This window comes from Psychrobacter sp. DD43 (assembly GCF_904846555.1).
Lineage (GTDB): Bacteria > Pseudomonadota > Gammaproteobacteria > Pseudomonadales > Moraxellaceae > Psychrobacter > Psychrobacter cryohalolentis.
The window spans coordinates 19689-43328 of the sequence record NZ_CAJHBE010000024.1; the positions used below are offsets into that span (position 1 = coordinate 19689).

Sequence of the window (23640 nt, forward strand, 5' to 3'; positions counted from 1 at the left end):
ATAAAAAGTCATAAATAACAAAGTTACATTTGTGATAAAAAATAGTTTTGATAACTGACTACTGAGGGGAAATAGCTACAATCTGCGCAGCTAGATTTTCATCAAAAGGCAAACATAGCGCGGCAAATTTTGCTTGAATATCTTGTAGGTGTGCCATGCTGTCTCCTGCAAAGCGCGCGGTTAAATTGTGACTGGTATTTGATTGACGCAGTACGCCAAAACCATGGGCGAAATCTAGACGCACGCCATCAATACAACTCAGAGTTGTACCTATTGGCAATAAGTCTTTGGCTTGCTCTATGCTGATAGTGAGGCTTTTTATAGAGCAACTACAAAGCGTCCGCTGACAGGTACTGAGTACTTGATATTCAGCCTGAACAGGCAGTGGAGCGGTTACTTTTATGAGTTGTTGTAAATACACGCATAGTCGAGTTAGCTGCTCAATGATTGAGCAATCGGTTGACGTACTTACTGGCAGCGGTAAATAATGATCGGCAGTACTGACAATGTTTGGTAATTGATAGATGATATTAGCAAGATTTGTTGTAGGATTTAGACTATTTGAGTTACCAGCTGCCAGCCAATGCAACAGTCTTAAAGCTGCATACATGGCATCATCATAGACAATAAAGCGACTGTCGTTAAAGATAAAATGCCCCGATAACTCTCCAGAAAATACGATTTGCCCAGCAGAGTCCTGCATCTGTTGGCGCATTAGACTACTGCCAGTTTTGCTGATGATAGGTTCTGCGCCAAGTTTAGTCAGTAGCTTCGGCAAATGATGCGAACATTTAATATCAAAGAGAATTTGCGGTGGAGATTGCAACTGGGTACAAGCGACTGGACGCTCAGTCAATATCACCTTTGCTAATAAGTAGAGCAAGTGATCGGGTGTGACTACCTTGCCTATATTATCGACGATCATTAGTCGGTCGCCATCACCGTCAAAGGCGATACCTATATCTGCCTGATGATTAACGACGCTTTGCTGCAACTGTGTGAGCCGATTTGGCTCGGTAGGATCGGGATTGCCAGCAGGAAAATCTCCGTTTGGGACGTTATTAAGCATGATGACATTTTGGCAATATCGCTCAAATAATTGCTGAGCGATATGACTGGTCGCACCATGCATACAATCGATAACAACCACCAAATCTAGCTTGGTAAGAAATGATTGGTTATCATGCGGATAGAGCGCTTTAAACACTTGCACAATAGCATCGATATAATGCGCTGCTACTTGCTCAGGCGATAAAGACATTTGCTGATTGCTAATAGGGTTATCCACTACATGTCGTGGAGTGCTTGACGCTTTATAGCCTTTTTGATTGTCTTTTTTAACGATTACTTTTTGAAAATCAGTGATTTCAAAACCAGTTTCTTGCAGACCATCTTTAGGCAAACCACTTTTTTCAAGCATGCTGTTATCTAAAGAACGTAGAGCTAGTTGCTGCTGAGTCACTTGCTGGTAAAGCATTTGAATTTCTTCAACGCTAGGGGATTGATGATTGACCAACCACTTAATACCTAAAACATCTCTCGCAGAATGACTGGCAGTTACGATAATGCCATGTCCCTGATATTGCTCTGCCCAAAATACCATCATAGGCGTGGTAATCAGTCCCAATTGGATAACTTGTAGACCGCATTCGCTCAATGTATTAGCAAGTCTGTAAGCAATGACATCGCTATCACGACGTACATCATAGCCAATCACGACGATATTTTTTTTGTTATCACTGTCTTGTTGAACGTGATAAAGATGCGCAAAAGCGTACCCTAAGGCTTGTATAAAGTCATCAGTAAAGTGCTGGCGCGAACCGCGAATATCATAAGCACGAAATAAGGAGTGCTGCGCAGCAAAAAACGGCATCTTTTACTTCCTTATTATCGTGATAAATATGAATGATAAATAAATCGTCTAAGAGTATTAGGCGTATAGCTGATCGTTATTTTAGAATAGCTACTACTGACGACCGGAGTGTCCAAAACCACCAGCACCGCGCGCACTGGTATCACTAAATTCTGTCACGACTTCAAATTCAGGGCGGGCAACAGGGACAACCACATATTGTGCCATGCGTTCTGCAGGACTTAATACAAAGTCTTCCTGACTACGATTCCAAATACTGACCATCAGCTCACCTTGATAATCAGCATCGATAAGTCCAACTAAGTTACCCAAAACAATACCATGCTTATGTCCAAGACCTGAACGCGGTAAAATCATGCCTGCAAAGTTTGGATCTTGTATATAAACCGCCAAACCAGTACCAATCAAATGGGTAGCACCCGCTTTAATCGTTAAAGGCTCATCAATACAAGCGCGCAAATCAATACCTGCGCTGCCGTCAGTGGCACGAGTAGGCAAAGAAAACGCTTTATCTTCAGTGATTTTAGGGTTTAAGACTTTAACTTGTACAGCTTGCATAACGCACTCACTTAACGATTTAATGGTTTTATAAACAGAATGAATTTAGGGCGTGCCCTAATTTTTAAATTTAATTGCTTAACAACAACTATTTTTATAAATAGCTGCTGATTTTTAACTTTTAGTTTCTAAATTTTAATAAGCGATTGATTAAAGAATCAGTATACTTGCCAAGCCCAAAAACGACATAAAGCCAACAATATCCGTTACCGTGGTTAGGATAACAGAGGCAGATAATGCCGGATCAATATTCATGCGCTTTAGCATCAGTGGAATACTAATGCCCGAGACATTGGCAGCGGTCATATTAATCGCAATCGCTAGACCGATGACCGCGCTGATTTTAATGTTATGAAACCACAATTGCGCAATAAACGCCATAATTATCGCCCATATGATACCGTTTATCGCCCCAACCCACAGCTCTTTATTTAATAGCCATACGCGGTTAGAGCCACCAATTTGTCCCATTGCCATACCGCGAATGACGACAGTAAGCGTCTGCGAGCCTGCAATACCGCCCATACTGGCAACTACGGGCATAAGAATCGCTAGAGCCACCACTTTTGCTAATACGGCTTCAAACTGTCCAATTACAGCAGCGGCTAATAGTGCCGTACATAAATTGATACCAAGCCAAATACTACGGCTTTTTGCACTGGTCAAAATAGGCGCAAACAGCTCTTCGTCTTGACTGACACCAGCAAGGTTTTTCATGGTGCTATCGACATCATCTTGGATAATTTCCATGATGTCCTCACCGTTTAGTTGGCCAACCAGTTCGCCATGACTGTTAATCACTGGGGCAAAACGAATGTCTTCTGAGCGAAAAATCGCCGCCGCATCTTGAATGTCCAAGCGATCATTGATGGTAATAGCGCTATCAATCAAATCAGCAACTAAGGTACTTTGGTCATGCTTAATCAAATCAGCCAGACTTAATAAGCCAAGCAGTTGCTGGCTTTGATCGACAACCAATAGCTCTTGGCTTTCATCATCAAGCAGCTCAATATCTTCTCGCAGCCAGTTTTGAACATCAGCCAGCGTCATGTCTTCTTGGACTTGAATAAGCTCAGGATCCATATAGCTGCCAACTTCCCAGTCGGCATAGGTATCGAGTTTATTGACCTGAATGCGTATTTCTTCATCCAAAGTTGCCATCACTGAAGTACGCACGCTTTCGGTAACGGTGTCTAAAATCTCTGAGATGTCTTGTGCATCAAGATCTTGAGTAAACAGCGATATCTCTTTTGACGAGATATTTTCCATCAATGGCTGGCGTGTATCAAACTCTAGCTCAGCTAATACTTCACCTTTGATGTTTTCTGGTACTTGTGCCCAAATCAGTAGTCGGCTCTGAGTCGGGAACGATTCTAGTAAGTTGGCAATCTCATATTCTGACTGCTTCCCTAAAAACTCAGTAATCGCTTCAAAAGCCTTGTCCGCAACCAACTCTTGCAAATAGAGTAGTTTATACTCAGCGTTAGATTCAGCCGGATTATAATCTCCCTGTCGTGTCGATGGTCGTGCAGAATTTGGCGTAGGAGCGGGCATAAAAGTTCCAAGTTTTTCAAAATATATAAATAACAATGACTAAGAGCTAAGCTTAATGAATGAGTTATATTTGTTAGCTTTTTTAATTGTTAAACATTATCGATTGCCCAATAAAGCCCGAATATTAGCCAAGTATTCATCAGCAACTGCTGCGGGGTCTTTGGTGGCTTTTTGTTTTTTTGCTTTGGCAGGCCAATCGATATGATCCTCTGGCAACTCATCTAGAAATCGTGATTCAGACGTGACGCGCATTTGACCACCAGCGCGGCGCTGAGTGGCTAGTGTCAAAGTTAGCTCGCGACGCGCGCGAGTAATGCCCACATACATCAAGCGCCGTTCCTCTTCGACCGTCTCGCTTAGGATAGAGTTGCGATGTGGTAGCATCTCTTCCTCAAGCCCCATGATATAAACAAAATCAAACTCCAAGCCTTTTGCCGCATGTAAGGTCATTAGATTAACTTTATTGGTGTTTTCTTCTTCCTGCTGCTGCTCCAGCATATCAAGCAATACCAGCTTGCGAATGATGGTATCAATGGTACGGTCTTCGTCTTCTTCGGCGCGATTAATCAGCGATTGAATACTGGTGTAAAGCATATCGATATTATCGATACGGTTTTTTTCTTGTTGCGGCGTTTTTGAGTCGCTACGGACAAAGTCAATATAACCGGTCTCATCAATCATTTGACGGACAATTGGCACAGGGTCAGGATGTTGATCAAGCTCGCGAGTATAGTGCTCAATAAAGTTGCCAAACTCCTTTAACGTACTATAAGATTTCGACGGTAAAACGTGGGCAAGACCGGCATGCGTACAAGAAGCCAGTAGCGAGATGCTATGTTCTTGTGAAAATAAGCCAAGCTTTTCAAGCGTCGCTGGTCCCATACCGCGCTTGGGCGTATTAATCACGCGCAAAAATGCACTGTCGTCTTCTGGATTTAAAATCAGACGTAAGTAGCTCATAACGTCTTTAATTTCACTACGAGCAAAGAACGACTGACCACCCGATAATTTATAAGGCACTTGCAGTTGACGCAACTGCGCCTCTAGCATCCGCGCCTGAAAGTTACTGCGATAAAGAACGGCATATTGTTCCCACTCATTGCCAAAGCGCAATTTGTGAGTGACGATTTCTTTGGCGACGCGCTCAGATTCATCGTCATCATTACGACAGTTAATAATACGAATTTTTTCGCCTTGACCTTTATCTGACCAGAGTTTCTTTTCAAATAAATGCTCATTGTTGGTAATAACCGCATTAGCAGAGGTCAAAATACGGGTAGTCGAGCGATAGTTTTGCTCAAGCATGACGATTTTTAATTTTGGGAAATCCTCTTTAAGTAAACCCATATTTTCAGGTTTAGCACCGCGCCATGCATAAATAGATTGGTCATCATCACCAACGACGGTAAAACGCCCTTGTGGTCCGACCAAATATTTGATCATCTCGTACTGCGCCGTATTGGTATCTTGATATTCATCGACCAGCAAATAGCGAATACGATTTTGCCATTTATCACGTAGCTCTCTATTTTCACGCAGTATTTTGGTCGGTAATACAATTAAATCATCAAAATCAACCGCGTTATAAGCCCGTAGATTGCGCTCATATAAAGCATAAAGCGTCGCAAAAATCATATCTTCTGGATCGTCTAAGGTTTCCATCGCCTTATCCGGCTCAATCAAATCATTTTTCCAATCAGAAATCATCTTGATTGCTTTACCAACCAACTCACGACTTTCAGCGCCGCTTAAGTTATCACGCATCATAAGCTCCATTAGCAAACGCTTGCTATCGTCGCTGTCCATAATGGAGAAATTGCCTTTCAATGGCGTATGAAGCAGCTCATATCGCAGAAACTGCAGCCCAAATTGGTGAAAGGTTGAAACCGTTAGACCACGGGTCTTTTCACTCGGTAGTAGCTTACTGACTCGAGCTTTCATTTCACGCGCCGCTTTATTGGTAAAGGTCACCGCCGTGATCCGCTCAGCAGGCATATTGCATTCTTCGATCAGATAAGCAATCTTGCGGGTAATCACTGACGTCTTACCGGAGCCGGCACCTGCTAACACCAGTAGCGGACCAGATACGTAGAGCATGGCTTCTTGTTGTTTGGGATTAAGTTGACTCATAACGTGACCTGTAAGACAAAAGCAAAAAGAGGGTAGCAGTAAATCGTAAAATGCCACTAGCTGCCATCAAGCGAAAAATACGTTCGTTAAAATAGAGGGCATATTGGCATTTTAAATAGAGTAACTCACAGAATAATTTTAAAGTTTTAGGCAATCTGCGAGCAAAATTAGGTGAGTTATTATAAAGCAAAACCAAGGCTTTTGGGCAGGAGTTAGTAGCGTGGAATATATAAGATTATGAGGTATATATAAGGTACGTCTTGAAAAATGACATAGAGAAATATTTTGTTTCAATGAAAACCGTCGAAAATTTGGCCAATACAAGCTCATTTCCCATGAATAAAAATAAGGAGTCAGACTTAAGTATTATCCATTATGGAAGTGAAAGTGAAATAATTACAAGCTGTGACTAACTGCGCGTTTTATATAGATTTTTCATCTTAGTTAGCAGTCAATTAATAATATATTCCTTAAACTTTTAGAAAGTTTTTAGAGCAGGATGATGAATAATCTATAGCATAGTTTGCGGATAAAAAAACCTATTTTTTTTGCCGATAAAGTGACCGCTCAATGCAGTTAAAAACTAGCTTTTGATTGCCGATATGCGTATAGTACGTAAATAATTTATGCCAGTTGTCACGTCATTGTTGACCACGTGTAATGAGCTATTAAATCAATTAAATAAACTATCGAATATGACATTGATTTAATACGTTGATCTTACGTTGTTAGAAGATGCGTTGGGCGACCAGCCTTTATCCGCATATAGAGCGGACACTCTACAGTTGGTCAGATCTGACATCGTCGTCAATAAGCTTGATAATTGGTTGTTACCAGTACAGAACCTAACATGTGACTCAATGACAGTTACTTAAATACAGTGACAGTTGCTTTGTGTTTTCGTCTGCGTTATGCCTGTCGCTTGACGACCTTAATATGTAGGTCGATGCTTGCGCGGCGTGTAACACTCGATTGGGTGAGGAGCACGTATTATCATGTCTGCTTTTAATTGGTCAGCCATTGCTTTTATTTTAGCCGCCATTGGGCTAGTTGTTTTTATGCTGGTCGTCCCGCGTCTACTTGGCGGTCGCTCACATGGCTCACAAAAAGAAGAGATATTTGAAGCGGGTGTTGTCGGATCTGGCAACGCCCGTATTCGTTTGTCTGCCAAATTCTATTTGGTGGCGATTTTCTTTGTTATTTTTGATCTAGAAGCCCTTTACTTATATGCTTATGCAGTCTCAGTTCGTGAAGCTGGCTGGCTTGGTTTTGCTGCGGCCGCCATATTTATCACCATCTTGATCATTGGCTTGGTATACGAGTTGAGCTTGGGTGCGATGAATTGGGCACCGGCTGATAAGCTACGCAAAAAAGCCCGCCTATATGCTGCACCCGCAGGCTTTAGTTTAGCTGACATCACCAAGTTCGATGGTGTTGATGAACTCATGGTCGATCCTACGGGCAAGATACCTGCGCAGTCCTCCGGTCAGATTAATGTCTCAAACAATATTGAGACCAATCGTCGTCACTTACAAAACATTGATCATATTAATACCACGGGTAATGTCACTTCTGTGGACTTTGCGACGTCTGCACAAACAGATAAAATGACGCGTTAATGAATAACAGTGCGTGTTAATTAGTGAATAACAAAATTATTTAATAATGAAGTTAAGGCAGTAGTGAGGGCAAATCATTGCCGCACTTTGTTTAACATAAAGGTTGTATGTTATGAAATACACATTAACAAAAGCCAACCCTGATGCAGATGTCTATCCTGCTCAGACAAGCCAAACTGTCAACGATCCAATGGAAGATGAAGTCAATAAAAACGTCTTTATGGGTCGTCTAGAAGATCTTGTGCATTCAACAGCAAACTGGGGGCGCAAGCACTCACTGTGGCCATTTAACTTTGGTACCTCATGTTGTTATGTCGAATATGCGACTACTTTAACGGCGGTTCACGATTTGTCACGCTTTGGTGCCGAAGTTATTCGCGCCTCGCCACGTCAGGCAGATGTGATGATTGTTGCTGGTACTTGCTTTGTTAAAATGGCACCCGTTATTCAACGTCTATACGAGCAAATGCTTGAGCCAAAATGGGTCATCTCGATGGGGGCTTGTGCCAACTCGGGCGGTATGTATGACATCTATTCAGTCGTGCAAGGCGTGGATAAAATTATCCCCGTCGACGTCTATGTGCCTGGTTGTCCGCCACGTCCAGAAGCATTGATTCAAGGCTTGATGTTATTACAAGAATCTATTACTAAAGAACGTCGTCCGCTGGGTATCCATGTCAATGATCAGGGTGTCTATCAGCCGCAGATGACGCCTGAGCGTGACCGTAAGCAAGCAGATCGTATCGCTGTGAAAAACTTACGTAGCCCAGATAGTATTTAGTTAAGCAGTTTGGCGTAGTTATTAATAATTGTTAGAAGTGCGCGTACGCTCATCATAGTTTGGTTATGATTATCATCTTTTATTATGGTTGTCATGGTTCAGTTATGATTAATGAAGGAAGACATCATTCATGGTCACGGTAGTCGAAAACACAGATCCTAAGATCAAGCCTGTCCCAGCAGTTATCAAAGAGCTGGAAGAAAAATATGCTGGTAAGTTCGTTGTGCAGCACACGGTTGACGACATTCCAACGGTTTGGGTGGCACGCGCTGATTTATTAGACGTTCTCTTATTCTTACGCAAATTGCCAAAACCTTATGTCATGTTATTTGACTTGTCAGCGATAGATGAGCGTCTACGTCAGCATCGTCAAGGTTTACCTGACAGTGATTTTACGGTGTTTTATCACTTGATGTCGCTTGAGCGTAATAGTGATGTGCGTATCAAAGTGGCGCTCAGTGAAGAAGATTTAAACGTCCCAAGTGCGACACAGATTTGGCCCAATGCCAACTGGTATGAGCGCGAAGTGTGGGACATGTTCGGTATTGTCTTTACTGGTCATCCGCATTTAACGCGTATCTTATTGCCAAAATACTGGGAAGGTCATCCACTGCGCAAAGAATATCATGCGCGGGCAACTGAATTTACCCCGTATTTCTTGAATACCGCCAAACAACAATACGAGCAAGAAAACCTGCGCTTTGTCCCAGAAGAATGGGGCATGAAACGCTCGGGTCGTGATGAAGACTTTATGTTCTTGAACATCGGTCCTAACCATCCATCGGCTCATGGTGCTTTCCGTTTGGTACTACAGCTTGATGGGGAAGAAGTTGTCGATTGTATCCCTGATATTGGATATCACCATCGCGGCGCCGAAAAGATGGCTGAGCGTCAAACGTGGCACTCATTTATTCCTTATACCGACCGTATCGACTATCTTGGCGGCGTAATGAATGAGCTACCGTATATCATGTCGGTTGAAAAGCTTGCCGGTATTACTATTCCGCCGCGTGCTGAAACCATCCGCGTGATGATGAGTGAGTTTTTCCGTATTACCAATAACTTGCTGTTTGTCGGTACCTTTATCCAAGATGCCGGCGGTATGACCCCAGTATTCTATATGTTTACCGATCGCCAAAAAGCCTATGACGTTATCGAAGCGGTAACTGGTTACCGTATGCATCCTGCGTGGTTCCGTATCGGCGGTACAGCGCATGATTTACCGCGCGGCTGGCAGCGTTTGGTTCGCGAGTTTTTAGATTGGATGCCAAAACGCTTGGATGAGTATGTCAAAGCAGCATTGCAAAACAGTGTGCTCAAAGGTCGTACCCAAGGTGTTGCCCAATATAATACCAAGCAAGCATTGGCGTGGGGCGTTACTGGCGCAGGTTTGCGTGCAACAGGTTTGGATTTTGATTTGCGTAAAGCGCGTCCGTACATGGGCTATGAGAATTACGACTTTGAAGTACCAGTCGGCTATAACGGCGATGCTTATGATCGCTGCATGGTGAAAGTCGAAGAGATGCGCCAGTCGCTACGTATTATCCGTCAATGTATGGATAATATGCCGCAAGGTCCTTATAAGGCGGATCATCCATTGGCAGTACCGCCGCCAAAAGACCGTACCTTGAATGACATCGAAACCTTGATTAATCACTTTATCTCCGTCTCTTGGGGTCCTGTGATGCCAGCGGGTGAGTGCACAACGATTGTAGAAGCAACTAAAGGTCTAAACAGTTATTACATCACCTCGGATAAAGCGACGATGAGCTATCGTACCCGTATCCGTACTCCGACATTCGCGCATTTGCAGCAGATGCCATCAGTCATTAATGGTTCATTGGTATCCGATGCCATTATGTATCTGGCATCAATTGATATTGTGATGGCCGATTGTGACCGTTAGAAAGTCTGTGGTTATACGTTTATCATTATCGTTTATATATTAAAAGTACGACGCGTTCATTAACATATTATCGCCAAACTGGCACACCAAAACGCTGTCATTGCGCCGTGAGCGCAACCTTAACAGTGGGCTGAGTGAGGAAAGAAAAAGATTATGAAAATTGTTTCCGATAAAATGCCAAAAGTAGATGTGGCAAGTATCTTAACTGCAGAAGAAATTGCGGCTATTCATGAGTTTATGCATCATTATCCTCATCCACGAGCAGCGTCTTTAGATTCGCTAAAAATCGTGCAAAAGCGTAACGGCTGGGTTGATGATGCGCAAGTGAATGCGATTGCTAATATTCTAAATGTACCGATGACGGATATGGATGGGGTAGCAACCTTCTTTAACCGTATCTATCGTCAGCCAGTTGGTCGTCATGTCATCCTTGTTTGTGATTCGGTGGCTTGTTATTTAACAGGCTATGAAGCACTAGCAGCTGAGCTCAAATCTGCGCTGGGCATCAACTATGGTCAAACCACTGCTGATGGTCGTTTTACGCTATTGCCGATTTGCTGTTTAGGTAACTGTGACAAAGGTCCTGCGGTATTGATTGATGAAGATACCTATGGTCCTGTCCAGCCTGAAGAAGTCGCCCAATTGTTGGAGCTATACGCATGAGATTAACTGTTTCAGAGCAGATTGCTCTTCGTAATCAAGGCAAAGCGCCAAGCCAACTTAATGAGCAGCGTATTCCTATCTATGGCGATAGAGCGACTGCTACCAGTGAAACCAAACCACTGACATGGCGCTTAGCGCATCATGATGCTGTGCTTGATTTGGCCACTTATGAATCATTACGTGGTTTTGAAGCGTTAAAGATAGCGTTAAACCAATCGCCAGATGATACGTTAAATACTATCAAAGAAGCGGTGGTAAAAGGTCGCGGCGGTGCAGGTTTTCCAGCAGGTATTAAATGGTCGCTAATGGCACCACCTGATGGCGGTCCACGCTATCTAGTCTGTAATGCTGACGAGATGGAGCCGGGTACGTTTAAAGACCGTTTGCTCATGGAGCGTTTGCCGCTTCAGCTTATTGAAGGCATGCTTATTTCTGCCTATGCGATTGGTGCAACAGCCGGTTATATCTTTATCCGTGGTGAATACATCTTAGCTGCGGAGCGTTTAACGGCAGCGATCGAAGAATTAAAGGCCAATAATCTAGTCGGCGATAATATTTTAGGCTCAGATTTTAGTTTTGATTTACATGTGCATACGGGTGCTGGTCGTTATATTTGCGGTGAAGAAACGGCATTGATTAACTGCTTAGAAGGTCGCCGTGCCAATCCACGTACTAAACCACCATTTCCACAAGTAGCTGGTGCATGGGGTCGACCAACCGTGGTTAATAACGTTGAAACTTTACATAACGTTTCAGCGATTATCCTACATGGTAGCAAGTGGTATCAAGACCTGCCAAAAGCCAAAGGTGTAGTCGAAACCCCCGGTACGAAGCTATTTGGCTGTTCTGGTTTGGTCAATGATCCCGGTCTTTGGGAATTACCTTTTGGTTATACGGCGCGCGAAATCATCGAAGATTTCGCCGGTGGTATGCAGGAAGGTCGCACACTTAAGGCTTGGTTACCAGGCGGCGCATCAACGGATTTTTTAACCGCTGAACACTTAGATACTGTCGTTGATTTTGACACTATCCAAAAAGCGGGTAGCCGTATGGGTACGGGTCTGCTTATGGTCGTTGACGAAGAACAAGATATGGTGCCATTGGTACGTAATCTTGAGATTTTCTTTCAGCGCGAATCGTGCGGTTGGTGTACGCCATGCCGCGATGGTTTGCCGTGGGGCGTCAAAATCCTTACCGCTATCAATGATGGCGAAGGGCAGATTGGCGATGTTGAAAAGCTAGAAGGTTTAACCCGTGACTTATGGATCGGTAAAACCTTTTGCGCACACGCCCCCGGTGCGATGGAACCACTGATGAGTGCAATTAAATATTTCCGTCCTGAGTTTGATCAAAAGATTGCGCAGGCGGTTGGTGAAGATGTCATTAAGGCTGCAGCCAATCAACAGCTAGATGTGAAATAAGGAGAGCGGCATGGCAGTCATACATATTGATGGAACCACTGTCGAAGTAGATAGCGCAGATAACTTGCTACAAGCATGTTTGTCACTCGGCATTGATGTGCCGTATTTTTGTTATCACCCAGCCCTTGGTTCAGTAGGCTCTTGCCGTCAGTGCGCGGTTAAGCAATATATGACCAAAGAAGATATGGAAGCAGGTCGCGGTCGCCTTGTGATGTCCTGCATGGTCGCCCCAGGCGATGATATGTACATCTCAGTGACTGATGATGAAGCGAAGGCGTTCCGTAAGTCGATGGTTGAGCTGTTGATGATTAACCATCCGCATGACTGCCCAACCTGTGAAGAGGGTGGACATTGTCATTTGCAAGATATGACCTATATGTCAGGTCATCATCGTCGTCGCTACCGCTTTACCAAACGCACCCATCACAATCAAGAGCTTGGTCCGTTTATCGCGCATGAGATGAACCGTTGTATTGCTTGCTATCGCTGCGTCCGTTTTTATAAAGACTATGCAGGTGGCGAAGATTTGGGCGTTTATGGCTCAAACGAGCGTGTTTATTTTGGTCGTGATAAAGACGGTCAGTTTGAAAGTGAGTTCTCAGGTAACCTAACGGAAGTCTGTCCAACAGGTGTATTTACCGATAAGACGCATTCGGATCGTTATAACCGTAAATGGGATATGCAGTATGCGCCAAGCATCTGTCATGGCTGCTCAGCGGGTTGTAATATCTCTGCCGGTGAGCGCTATGGTGAGTTACGCCGTATCGAAAATCGCTATAATGGCGAGGTAAACCGTTACTTCTTATGTGACCGTGGTCGTTTTGGCTATGGCTATGTCAATCGTGAAGACCGCCCGACTCAAGCGCTTGAACGTATCAATGATAAACACGTCAAAATCAATATTGACTATGCTCTTGATGAAACCATTAAGCGTATTAAAGATAAAAAAGTCATTGGTATTGGTTCGCCACGTGCCAGTTTAGAGACCAACTTTGCGCTGAAAAACCTTGTTGGTTTTGATAATTTTTCAACGGGTCTTAATCATCAGCAGCAAGCATTGGTCAATAAATGCATTGAAGTATTGAGTACTGAGGGTATTTATAACCCAGGTATGGTTGATATTGAAAGCCATGATGCCGTATTGGTATTGGGTGAAGATATCACTCAAACGTCATCACGTGTGGCACTCTCTATCCGTCAAGCGGCGAAAAATGAAGCCATAAAAATGGCGGCTGCTACCAAAACGCAATCGTGGTTGGCTGAGCCAGTCAAACGTATTGCTCAAGGTGCACAAAGCCCAGTATATGTCATCGATGTAACTCAAACCAAACTTGAAGATATCAGTAAAGTTAGTGTCGTAGCGACACCTGAAGACATCACTAAACTTGGTTTTAAAGTTGCGGATGAAATTGCTAAATTTGCTAATAATTTAGTAAAAATAGTCGAGCCGCAAAAAGCTGAAAAAGAAGCTAATGCCAATATCAATGTTGATCCTATGCAAGCGCTGGCACAGCAAATCGCTTATGACTTGATCCAAGCGGACAAGCCATTGGTTGTCTCTGGTAGCAGCTTATCGTCTATTGCCTTGATAGAAGCAGCTGCGCAAATCACGCAAGCATTAAGCCAAAAGCGTGCAGCGATCAAAGCAACTGAGCAGTATGAAGTTGAGACACATAATGCCAAAGTTGCAGCAGCTGAAGCGCAAGCACAAACAACAACGGCGCAGCAAACAGAAGATAAAGATCTGTCTGCCAAGCCAAATAAACCTGAAACGGGCGTTAATACTGAAGCACAAGACGATGTTGAACGTCAGCCAGCAACCAAACTTGAGCTCAAAGAAGTTAATAAAAAATACCACGCTCAAGCGGGTATCTATTTAGCAGTGACAGATGCTAATAGTATCGGTGTTTGTTTACTCGGTGGTCATTCAGTTGAAGAATTGCTGGCGACTGATTTTGATGTGGTGATAGTCGCTGAAAATCAGCTGACTGATGCTATTGATGCGAATAAATTAACACAGCTATTGACTGATAAAACCGTCATTGCGTTAGATCATCAATTGCTGGATTGGCACAAAGACGTCGATATTGTATTGCCAGCAGCCACCTTTGCTGAAGCAGACGGCACGCTTATTTCTGCCGAAGGTCGTGCGCAGCGCTTCTTCCAAGTTTATGATAATGACTATTATCATCCGCTTAGTAGTATCAAAGAAGGCTGGCGCTGGTTGCATGCTGTGCACAGCAGCTTAGAAGGTCGTGATGTCGACTGGACGCAGCTTGACGATGTCATCAATGCTTTGATAGCGACTCATCCTAAGCTTGCCGGTATCAAAGAAGCTGCACCCGATGCTGATTACCGGATGACGGGTCTAAAAATTGCCCGTCAGCCACGTCGTTACTCAGGTCGTACTTCTATGCGTGCGCCTGTCTCTGTCCATGAGCCAATGCAGCCAAAAGATTTGGATACCGGTTTAACCTTCTCAATGGAAGGCTATAGCGGTAAAAAAACCCCAAGCGCGATGATTCCTTTTGCGCAATCTGCCGGTTGGAACTCACCGCAAGCTTGGAACAAATATCAAGATAAAGTGGGTGGTAGTCTTAGAAATGGTGATCCGGGCGTTCGCTTGTTCGATCAGTTAGAGCGTTTAGCTACGCGCCAATATGTTGCGCCAGAAGTTAGCTCAGTAGCTACGACGGATATGCATCAAGGGCAGGCCAAATTGGTGCCTATTTATAACATTTATGCCAGCTCAATGATGGCATCGCGTAGCCCAGTCGTTGCTGAACAATTACCTGTCGCCTCATGGCGTGTAGGGATTGATGACGCAAAAGATTGGAATATCGTGGCTGGTGATTATCTAGCGATTGAGATTGATAAACAGCAAATCACGCTGCCAGTAGAGCTTGTTGGCTATTTAGCCGAAGGTTGTATCGGTTATCCTGTCGGTCAGGTGAGCATTATTCATCCATCGATGCCAGCGTCAGTACGTAAAGTCGATGCACCTATTACGATGATGGGCGGCTTGGCTAATGACGCTAGTGGCAACTCTGAAAATGGCAGTGGTTTAAACAGCTTTGAAGATAACAATAACCGCGCCGCGCCAGTAAGCACAGCGCCGACCACCACACAGGAGGCGTAATATGCAAGTCACTCGTATTATCCCTGATGTGCCAAGTTTTTTGGCAAGTATGATGACCTTTGATACTTGGTCCATACTTTTTATGGTCGTACAATCGCTGGTTATCTTTTTAGTCGTTGTCATTGTCGCGGCAATGATGATTATCTATGAGCGCCGGATGTTAGCACTTTGGCAAGACCGTTATGGTCCAAACCGTGTTGGACCGTTTGGTTCACTACAGCTAGTGGCCGATATGCTCAAAATCTTCTTTAAAGAAGATTGGACGCCAAATTTTACCGATAAGTTTATGTTTACTTTGGCGCCTGCGGTTGCCATGTTTACCGCTCTGGCTTCATTTGCCATTATTCCTATCTCACCAACTCTTGGCGTTGCTGATTGGGATATTGGTATTTTGTTCTTTTTTGCCATGGCTGGTATTGCAGTCTATGCAGTACTGTTCGGTGGTTGGGCATCAGCCAATAAATTCTCATTACTTGGTGGCTTACGTTCAGCCGCGCAAACCATCAGTTATGAAGTGTTCTTAGGCTTATCGTTGATGGGCGTTGTTGCCTTGACTGGCTCATTTAACTTACGTGCGATTGTTGAAGCGCAGGCTGATGGTTGGTATATCATTCCACAGTTCTTTGGCTTTTTAACTTTTGTGGTTGCTGGTGTTGCGGTCACGCATAGACATCCATTTGACCAACCAGAAGCTGAGCAAGAGCTTGCTGAAGGATATCACGTTGAATATTCCGGCATGAAGTTCGGTATGTTCTTTATTGGCGAATACGTCAATGTTGTATTGATTTCTGCTTTGATGACCTGCTTATTCTTTGGTGGTTGGTTGGCACCTTTTAATTTAGATATTCCGTTTATTCCACCAGCTTTTTGGTTCATGATTAAGACGCTGTTCTTTATGACTATGTTTGTTTTGGCTCGAGGCTCACTCATGCGTCCGCGCTATGATCAGGTGATGAACTTTGGCTGGAAAGTCTGCCTGCCCGTAACCTTGATTAATCTATTGGTTACTGCTGCAGTCATTTTGATTTTTTCCCCAACGTTGTAATCATCACTAGCCATTACTGATGAACTAGGGTAAAGCTGAGAAGGATAATAATCCCATGTTTACTACGATAAAAAAGACCGTCATTGGACTATTTACCATTGTCCGCAGCATGTGGATGGTCAATAGTCATGCGCTCAGACCACGCGACACCATTCTTTATCCTGAGGTGCCAGTACCAGTGCCGCCACGTTTTCGTGGACGTATTATCTTGTCGCGTGACCCTGACGGCGATGAGCGCTGCGTTGCTTGTAACTTGTGCGCTGTGGCATGTCCAGTTGGTTGTATCTCCCTGCAAAAAGCGGAACGTGAAGATGGACGCTGGTATCCAGAGTTCTTCCGTATTAACTTTTCACGTTGTATTTTTTGTGGCTTGTGTGAAGAAGCTTGTCCTACAACAGCTATTCAGATGACTCCTGATTTTGAGATGGGCGAATACGTCCGTCAAGACTTGGTCTATGAAAAAGAGCATTTGCTGATTTCAGGACCGGGTAAATATCCCGATTATAACTATTATCGCGTGACGGGTATGGCGGTAGCAGATAAACCAAAAGGCGCAGCGCAAAATGAAGCGGCACCGATTGATCTAAGGAGCTTGCTACCATGATGAATATTTTAAATAATCCTGAATTGGCAGGGTTTTACTCATTAGCAGCGGTAGCAATATTTGCCAGTTTGCGCGTGGTAACCCAAGCCAATCCAGTGCATGCTATTTTATCGATGATTGTGTCATTGCTGGCAATCGCTGGCATATTTTTTGTGATAGGTGCGCCGTTTGCTGGAGCACTTGAAATTGTCGTTTACGCGGGTGCCATTATGGTGCTGTTCGTCTTCGTGATTATGATGCTGAATTTAGGCATGCGTAATGATGAGCGGGAAGAGCGTTGGCTTGATGCCGGCACTTGGGCGATACCGACAGGCTTGACGATTATTATCGCAGTTGTGCTGTATGCAATGATTGGTCTTAATCATAACGAAGCAGCTCTGATTGGCGGTACTACGATTTCAGCCAAAGCAGTGGGTACGGTGTTATTTACCAAATATATTATGTTGATAGAAGTAGCCGCATTGCTACTACTCGCAGCCTTAGTTGCAGCTTATCATTTAGGTAAAGAAGCTATCGATGATGAGATTATCGGTAATGATAGTCTAGTAGCCAATCCAAATATCGGTAGTATTGAGCTCTATGAAAACGATAGCCCGCACACCAATAATGATGCAGTAAAGATGGCAAAACCATACGAATATAAAGATGTCGATCCGCATGACTACGTGGGCATGAAGGTTGGCATGAAAGCAGGTACGCAGAACGGTATGAAGAAAGTCACGCGCAAGGAGTCAGACTGATGGTACTAGCAGCAAGCGTGGCACAAGATATTACCAATGTGCCGTTTGCCCATGAAGTAGCAGGCTTAGTGCAGCCGGTTGCTGAGGCGCAAAATGTACTTGGTCTGATACCCATGAGCCATGGACTAATCTTGGCAGGTATTTTATTTGCGATTGGTCTGTGCGGTGTTATGGGACGGCGTAATTTTCTATTTATGCTAATGAGCCTTGAGATCATGATGAATGCGGCGGCACTAGCATTTGTGGTAGCAGGTAGTCGTTGGGTCGATCCAGATGGACAGATTATGTTTATCTTTATCTTGACCTTAGCAGCAGCAGAGGCCGCTATTGGTTTAGCAATATTATTGCGTTTTTATCATCAGCGTGGGCATCTTGATGTCGACAACGCCAATGAGATGAAAGGATGATGTCATGAGTTTATTACCATTAACCTTTATATTCCCGCTCGTTGGCTTTTTGATTCTAGCCTTTATGCGCGACAAGTTAAGTGAGCAGGTGGCAGCGATTGTCGGTGTCGGTAGTATGCTGCTATCAGCGCTATGTACGCTAATCGTCAGCTATACCTTTTTAACGACGTATCCAGCCGGAACTGTTGTAGAGATTCCACTATGGACTTGGTTCCAAGTCGGGGATTTTGCGCCAAATTTTGGCTTAAGCTTTGATGGATTAGCATTGACGATGACGGGTGTCATTACCGGCATTGGCTTTTTAATCCATCTGTTTGCCGCATGGTATATGAAAGGTGAAACAGGCTTTGCGCGCTTCTTTAGTTACATGAACTTGTTTGTCGCCAGTATGTTATTGCTGGTCTTGGCAGATAACTTGTTCTTGCTATATCTTGGTTGGGAAGGCGTTGGTATCTGTTCTTACTTGCTGATTGGTTTTTACTACCATGACCGTGTGAATGGTCGTGCGGCGATAAAAGCCTTTACCGTGACCCGTGTTGGTGATGTGTTCTTAGCTTTCGGTTTGTTTTTATTATTCCGCGAATTTGGTACGCTTAATATTCAAGAGATTATTACCCGTGCCCCGGAAGTATTTGATATTAATAATCCAACCATGATTCTAACTACCATGATGTTGGTTGGCGGTGCGATGGGTAAATCAGCGCAGCTACCATTACATACATGGCTTGCAGATGCGATGGCAGGTCCAACGCCAGTATCGGCATTGATTCACGCGGCAACCATGGTTACCGCTGGTGTTTATTTAATTGCCCGTTTACATCCATTATTTATATTAACACCTGGCGTACTATTGTACTGGGTTGGGGCAGTGGGCGCATTAACGCTGGTTATCGCAGGATTCTGTGCGTTGGCACAAACGGACATCAAGCGTATCCTTGCTTATTCGACTATGAGCCAAATTGGCTATATGTTCTTAGCACTCGGCGTTGGTGCATGGCAAGGGGCTATCTTCCACTTGATGACTCATGCTTTCTTTAAAGCATTGTTATTCTTATCATCAGGTGCAGTCATCCTTTCGGTACATCATGAGCAAAACATCTTTAAGATGGGCGGCTTACGTAAAAAGATTCCATTGGTTTTTTGGTGCTATATCGTCGGTGGCGGTGCACTTGCTGCGATACCTTGGGTCACCGTTGGTTTTTACTCTAAAGAAGCCATTCTGTGGGAAAGTTATGCAACTGGTCATATGGTCTTATTCTATATGGGCGTATTCGGTGCTTTCTTAACCGCGCTTTATACCTTCCGTATGATTTGGATTATCTTCTTTGGTGAAGAGAAAACGTATGCACATAAATTATCTGGTGTGTCATATTGGCTGCCGCTTAGTGTGTTGCTCGTATTATCTACGGCAGTGGGTGCATTTATTACCCCGCCATTGCAAGGCGTATTGCCAGAAAGTGTTGGGCACTTATTAGAAGTGGCTGGTCAAGCGCATGGTAAGCATACGGCTGAGTATATCGCGATGGGTGCGATGGCAGCAGGCTTGATATTGGCGGCGCTATTATATGTCATTAATAAAGGTCGACTGCTGACCAGCTTTAAGCGCACGCGTATCGGTGGGGCGCTATATCATTGGTGCTATCACGGTATGGGCTTTGACGCGCTATACGATATAGTTTTTGTAAAACCCTTTTTGTTCATCGGCCGCTTATTTAAAGCCGACCCTATCGATAAAACGTGGCTGCTATTACCTAAGCTGGCATCAGCAGGTAATAAGGTATTGTCTGCGACGCAAACAGGGTCACTTCGAGGTTATGCTGCAAGCTTTGGCTTGGGTATGGCTGTATTACTCGTGCTGGTAATGATGACGGTGGTATAAGATGATTGAGTTACAACAAACGTGGATGCTACCAGCATTAATCGCCATTCCTTTTATTGCAGGATTGCTATGTTGGCTGGTTGAACGCTTTAATAAACGCTTGCCGCGCTGGATTGCTTTAATTGGTATGACGTTGACCTTTGTATTATCAATGGTACTGTGGCAATACGGTGATTTTTCTGGCATGAGTCAGCAAGTCATTGCGCCAGATGCAAATGTGCCTTGGGTGGCTGAATTCAGTGTGCCTTGGATACCGAGTTTTGGTATCAGTTTTCACTTAGCGTTAGACGGTTTATCGCTAATGATGGTTGCATTAACTGGTCTGCTCGGTGTTGCCGCAGTTGCCTGTTCGTGGAATGAGATTCAGCGCCGTGTTGGTTTCTTCCATCTAAACTTGCTGTGGAGTTTGGGCGGCGTCATCGGTGTTTTCTTAGCCATTGATATGTTCTTATTCTTCTTCTTTTGGGAGATGATGCTGGTTCCAATCTACTTCTTGATCGCGATTTGGGGTCATGATGTCGTTGGTAAAACCAAAGAATACGCTGCAACTAAGTTCTTTATTTATACCCAAGCATCTGGTCTTATCATGCTGGTCGGTATTTTGATATTGGTCATTATCAGCTACGCCCAAAAAGGCGTGGTCAGCTTTAACTATAATGATTTACTCGGTACGTCACTTGGCGGCTGGGAATATCCGATCATGCTGTGCTTCTTTATTGGTTTTGCCGTTAAGTTACCGATTATTCCATTCCACGGCTGGTTGCCAGATGCCCATGCGCAAGCACCAACAGCCGGTTCGGTGGATTTGGCAGGGGTTTTGATTAAGACGGCTGCTTATGGTTTGATTCGTTTTGTCTTGCCATTGTTTCCAGCAGCATCACAAGATTTTGCGCCTATTGCCATGACGTTAGGTACGATTGGTATCTTCTATGGCGCATGGCTTGCCTTTATGCAAACAGATATGAAGCGTCTGCTTGCTTATACCAGTATCTCGCATATGGGCTTTGTGGTATTGGCAATTTATGCCGGAACATTACTTAGCTTACAAGGTTTGATGATTCAAATGCTTGCACATGGTCTAAGCTCAGCAGCGCTATTCATTATGGCAGGGCAGTTATATGAGCGCTTACATACACGTGATTTGACCCTGATGGGTGGTATGTGGGGTCAGTTCCGTTATTACGCGCCAATACTGATGTTCTTCTGTGCCGCTTTACTGGGCATTCCGGGTACGGGTAACTTTATCGGTGAATTCTTGATCTTGTTTGGTGCCTTTGCTCAGTATCCTGTGTTTGTAGTCTTAGCAACCTTTAGCTTAGTATTGGCAGGTTTATACTCGCTTATTTTGATTCATAAAGCGCTATTTGGTATCAACAATATTAAAGAAGTGGCATTAAAAGAAACCAAATCGCATGGCCTGCCGACGCGTCCGTTAAAAGATTTGGGTAAACGTGAGCTGTCTTTATTATTAATGCTAGCGGCAGGCTTGGTATGGCTGGGACTATATCCACAGCCGTTCCTTGATACCTCAAGTCATGCGATGCAATGGATTAATAACGCTTATATATATAGTCAAGTAACACAAGTAGATGCCTCGCAGCTGCTTGATGCAATGGAGGCACGTTAAGTCATGAACGATTTTACGATGAATGATTTGATGGGGCTATTGCCTTATGCACCAATCATTGCGGTAGTCATTACGGTATTGGCGGTGATGATTGCCATCACGATGAAGCGCTCACATATGGTGACCGGTACAATTTCGGTCATCGGTCTCAATATCGGTCTGTTTATTTTGCTTGGGCAAATGGCAGGTATTGTCGATAGTGGAACGCTCGTACCAGCGGCTGAGCAGTTATTTGTGATTGATAATTTTGCTCAGTTTAATATGGTGATTATTTTTATCTGTGCATTGGCTTGTTGTACGTTGTCTTATGCGTATTTAGCAAACCTCAAGGATAATAAAGAAGAGCTGTATTTGCTCATGTTGTTATCGACGATTGGTGCACTGCTTATGGTTTGTGCCCAGCATTTGGCATCGTTCTTTATGAGCCTTGAGATGCTATCGATACCGCTATATGGCATGTTGTCCTATACCTATATGCGCACCCGCTCGCTTGAGTCGGGGCTGAAATACTTAGTGCTATCAGCGACAGCATCGGCAACGCTGCTGATGGGTATGGCATTTATTTATGCAGAAGTCGGCTCACTGGCATTTAAGCCTATTAGCTTAACATTGACAGATACGTTTGAATCGCCGCTGTTAATCTTAGGTGCAGCGATGATGATGTTTGGTATCGCCTTTAAACTTTCTGCCGCGCCCTTTCATATCTGGACACCTGATGTCTATGAAGGCGCCCCTGCACCTATCGCGACTTATCTGGCCTCGGTATCAAAAGTAGCGATGATGGCATTGGCAGTACGATTTTTAATTGATACCTCATTATTGGCATTGCCATCGGTACAGATGCTGCTTATGGTCATGGCAACTTTATCTATTTTGCTAGGTAACTTACTCGCCGTACGCCAAACCAGTCTCAAACGTTTACTTGGTTATTCATCGATTGCCCATATGGGCTATGTGCTAATCGTAATCGTGAGCATTGGTTCTGCTGCTGATAGTATCTCTAGCATGTATATGGCGATTTATGCCTTTACCTCTATTGGTGCCTTTGGTGTCGTGACCTTGATGTCTAGCCCTTATCGCTTATCTGGTGAAGCCGATCAATTGATTCATTATCAAGGATTGTTCTGGAGACGTCCGGTATTGACTGGTGTCATGACTATCATGATGCTATCTCTAGCGGGTATTCCATTAACCGCAGGTTTTATCACGAAGCTGTTTGCGATTCTTGCTGCAGTACAAGGGGCTAATTGGTTCTTGGCAGCGATGATTATCCTCGGTAGTGCGATTGGCTTGTTCTATTACTTGCGCGTCTTGCTCACGCTATTTAAACGTCCAAAACAATTTATTGAATTTGACGTCTCGAAGCAGTGGGGTTTACGTACTGGTGGTATCATGGTCATTGCAGTCACGGCGATCATCTTGTTCTTTGGCGTATTACCAAATAGTATGATTGAATGGGCAAGCTTGGCTCGTATTTGGTAAGCCTAAAAGTAAAAAGCTGAAATAAGTAGTGCTATATCCATACTACTACTTATTGATTGTTACGGTTCGAAAAACAAGATGCGCCCGCTTTGTGATAAGCTTGGCGCATCTTTTTTTATGTTGTTTAAATTTTATGGTGTAATGGACATTTTTCATGCTGGGATAGGTCCTAAAGCTATATACTGTCTATATTTGCAAGGAATCAACGCCAT

The 23640-nt window shown here is 43.9% G+C and carries 17 protein-coding genes; 13 read left to right on the forward strand and 4 right to left on the reverse strand.

Annotation, left to right across the window (positions count from 1 at the left end):
- Positions 1-58: 58 nt before the first annotated feature.
- The 4 genes from JMX89_RS11655 to JMX89_RS11670 all read right to left on the reverse strand — a co-directional run bounded on the left by JMX89_RS11655 (position 59) and on the right by JMX89_RS11670 (position 6115).
- Entirely contained in the window at positions 59-1873 is a 1815-nt protein-coding gene (locus JMX89_RS11655) for a phosphomannomutase (RefSeq protein ID WP_201532466.1), read from the reverse strand.
- 93 nt (positions 1874-1966) lie between these two features.
- Positions 1967-2431 (reverse strand): dUTP diphosphatase, encoded by a 465-nt coding sequence (gene dut, locus JMX89_RS11660; protein WP_020442863.1) that lies wholly within the window; start codon positions 2429-2431, stop codon positions 1967-1969.
- Positions 2432-2581: 150 nt separating this feature from the next.
- Entirely contained in the window at positions 2582-3985 is a 1404-nt protein-coding gene (gene mgtE / locus JMX89_RS11665; RefSeq protein ID WP_201532467.1) for a magnesium transporter, read from the reverse strand.
- Positions 3986-4081: 96 nt separating this feature from the next.
- The gene (locus JMX89_RS11670; RefSeq protein WP_201532468.1) at positions 4082-6115 is read right to left on the reverse strand and encodes a UvrD-helicase domain-containing protein; all 2034 of its coding nucleotides are present in this window, start codon (positions 6113-6115) and stop codon (positions 4082-4084) included.
- Between the two features lie 995 nt (positions 6116-7110).
- Between JMX89_RS11670 and ndhC the strand changes: the two genes are divergently transcribed.
- The 13 genes from ndhC (at position 7111) to JMX89_RS11735 (ending at position 23428) form a co-directional block, all read left to right on the forward strand.
- Complete coding sequence (gene ndhC / locus JMX89_RS11675) at positions 7111-7734, forward strand: NADH-quinone oxidoreductase subunit A (protein ID WP_149409784.1); 624 nt, start codon at positions 7111-7113, stop codon at positions 7732-7734.
- A 112-nt stretch (positions 7735-7846) separates the two neighbouring features.
- Positions 7847-8515 (forward strand): NuoB/complex I 20 kDa subunit family protein, encoded by a 669-nt coding sequence (locus JMX89_RS11680; protein WP_011512925.1) that lies wholly within the window; start codon positions 7847-7849, stop codon positions 8513-8515.
- A 130-nt stretch (positions 8516-8645) separates the two neighbouring features.
- Positions 8646-10421 (forward strand): NADH-quinone oxidoreductase subunit C/D, encoded by a 1776-nt coding sequence (gene nuoC / locus JMX89_RS11685; protein ID WP_011512926.1) that lies wholly within the window; start codon positions 8646-8648, stop codon positions 10419-10421.
- A gap of 153 nt (positions 10422-10574) precedes the next feature.
- Complete coding sequence (gene nuoE, locus JMX89_RS11690; protein ID WP_201532469.1) at positions 10575-11084, forward strand: NADH-quinone oxidoreductase subunit NuoE; 510 nt, start codon at positions 10575-10577, stop codon at positions 11082-11084.
- Entirely contained in the window at positions 11081-12505 is a 1425-nt protein-coding gene (gene nuoF / locus JMX89_RS11695; RefSeq protein ID WP_201532470.1) for an NADH-quinone oxidoreductase subunit NuoF, read from the forward strand. Before nuoE ends, nuoF begins: the two co-directional genes overlap by 4 nt.
- A gap of 10 nt (positions 12506-12515) precedes the next feature.
- Positions 12516-15644: an NADH-quinone oxidoreductase subunit NuoG gene (gene nuoG, locus JMX89_RS11700; RefSeq protein WP_201551626.1), complete on the forward strand. Its 3129-nt coding sequence runs from the start codon at positions 12516-12518 to the stop codon at positions 15642-15644.
- A 49-nt stretch (positions 15645-15693) separates the two neighbouring features.
- Positions 15694-16689, forward strand: coding sequence for an NADH-quinone oxidoreductase subunit NuoH (gene nuoH / locus JMX89_RS11705; RefSeq protein WP_041753375.1), 996 nt, complete (start codon positions 15694-15696; stop codon positions 16687-16689).
- 55 nt (positions 16690-16744) lie between these two features.
- Positions 16745-17293, forward strand: a complete 549-nt coding sequence (gene nuoI, locus JMX89_RS11710) for an NADH-quinone oxidoreductase subunit NuoI (RefSeq protein ID WP_011512931.1) — start codon at positions 16745-16747, stop codon at positions 17291-17293.
- Positions 17290-18033, forward strand: coding sequence for an NADH-quinone oxidoreductase subunit J (gene nuoJ / locus JMX89_RS11715; protein ID WP_201532472.1), 744 nt, complete (start codon positions 17290-17292; stop codon positions 18031-18033). Before nuoI ends, nuoJ begins: the two co-directional genes overlap by 4 nt.
- Before the next feature lie 113 nt (positions 18034-18146).
- The gene (gene nuoK, locus JMX89_RS11720) at positions 18147-18440 is read left to right on the forward strand and encodes an NADH-quinone oxidoreductase subunit NuoK (protein ID WP_201551630.1); all 294 of its coding nucleotides are present in this window, start codon (positions 18147-18149) and stop codon (positions 18438-18440) included.
- Positions 18441-18444: 4 nt separating this feature from the next.
- Positions 18445-20319 carry an NADH-quinone oxidoreductase subunit L gene (gene nuoL / locus JMX89_RS11725; protein ID WP_201551628.1) on the forward strand — a complete coding sequence of 625 codons (1875 nt, stop codon included), beginning with the start codon at positions 18445-18447 and terminating at the stop codon, positions 20317-20319.
- 1 nt (position 20320) lies between these two features.
- The gene (gene nuoM, locus JMX89_RS11730; RefSeq protein WP_149409791.1) at positions 20321-21946 is read left to right on the forward strand and encodes an NADH-quinone oxidoreductase subunit M; all 1626 of its coding nucleotides are present in this window, start codon (positions 20321-20323) and stop codon (positions 21944-21946) included.
- Positions 21947-21949: 3 nt separating this feature from the next.
- Entirely contained in the window at positions 21950-23428 is a 1479-nt protein-coding gene (locus tag JMX89_RS11735; RefSeq protein ID WP_133105501.1) for an NADH-quinone oxidoreductase subunit N, read from the forward strand.
- Positions 23429-23640 lie beyond the last annotated feature (212 nt).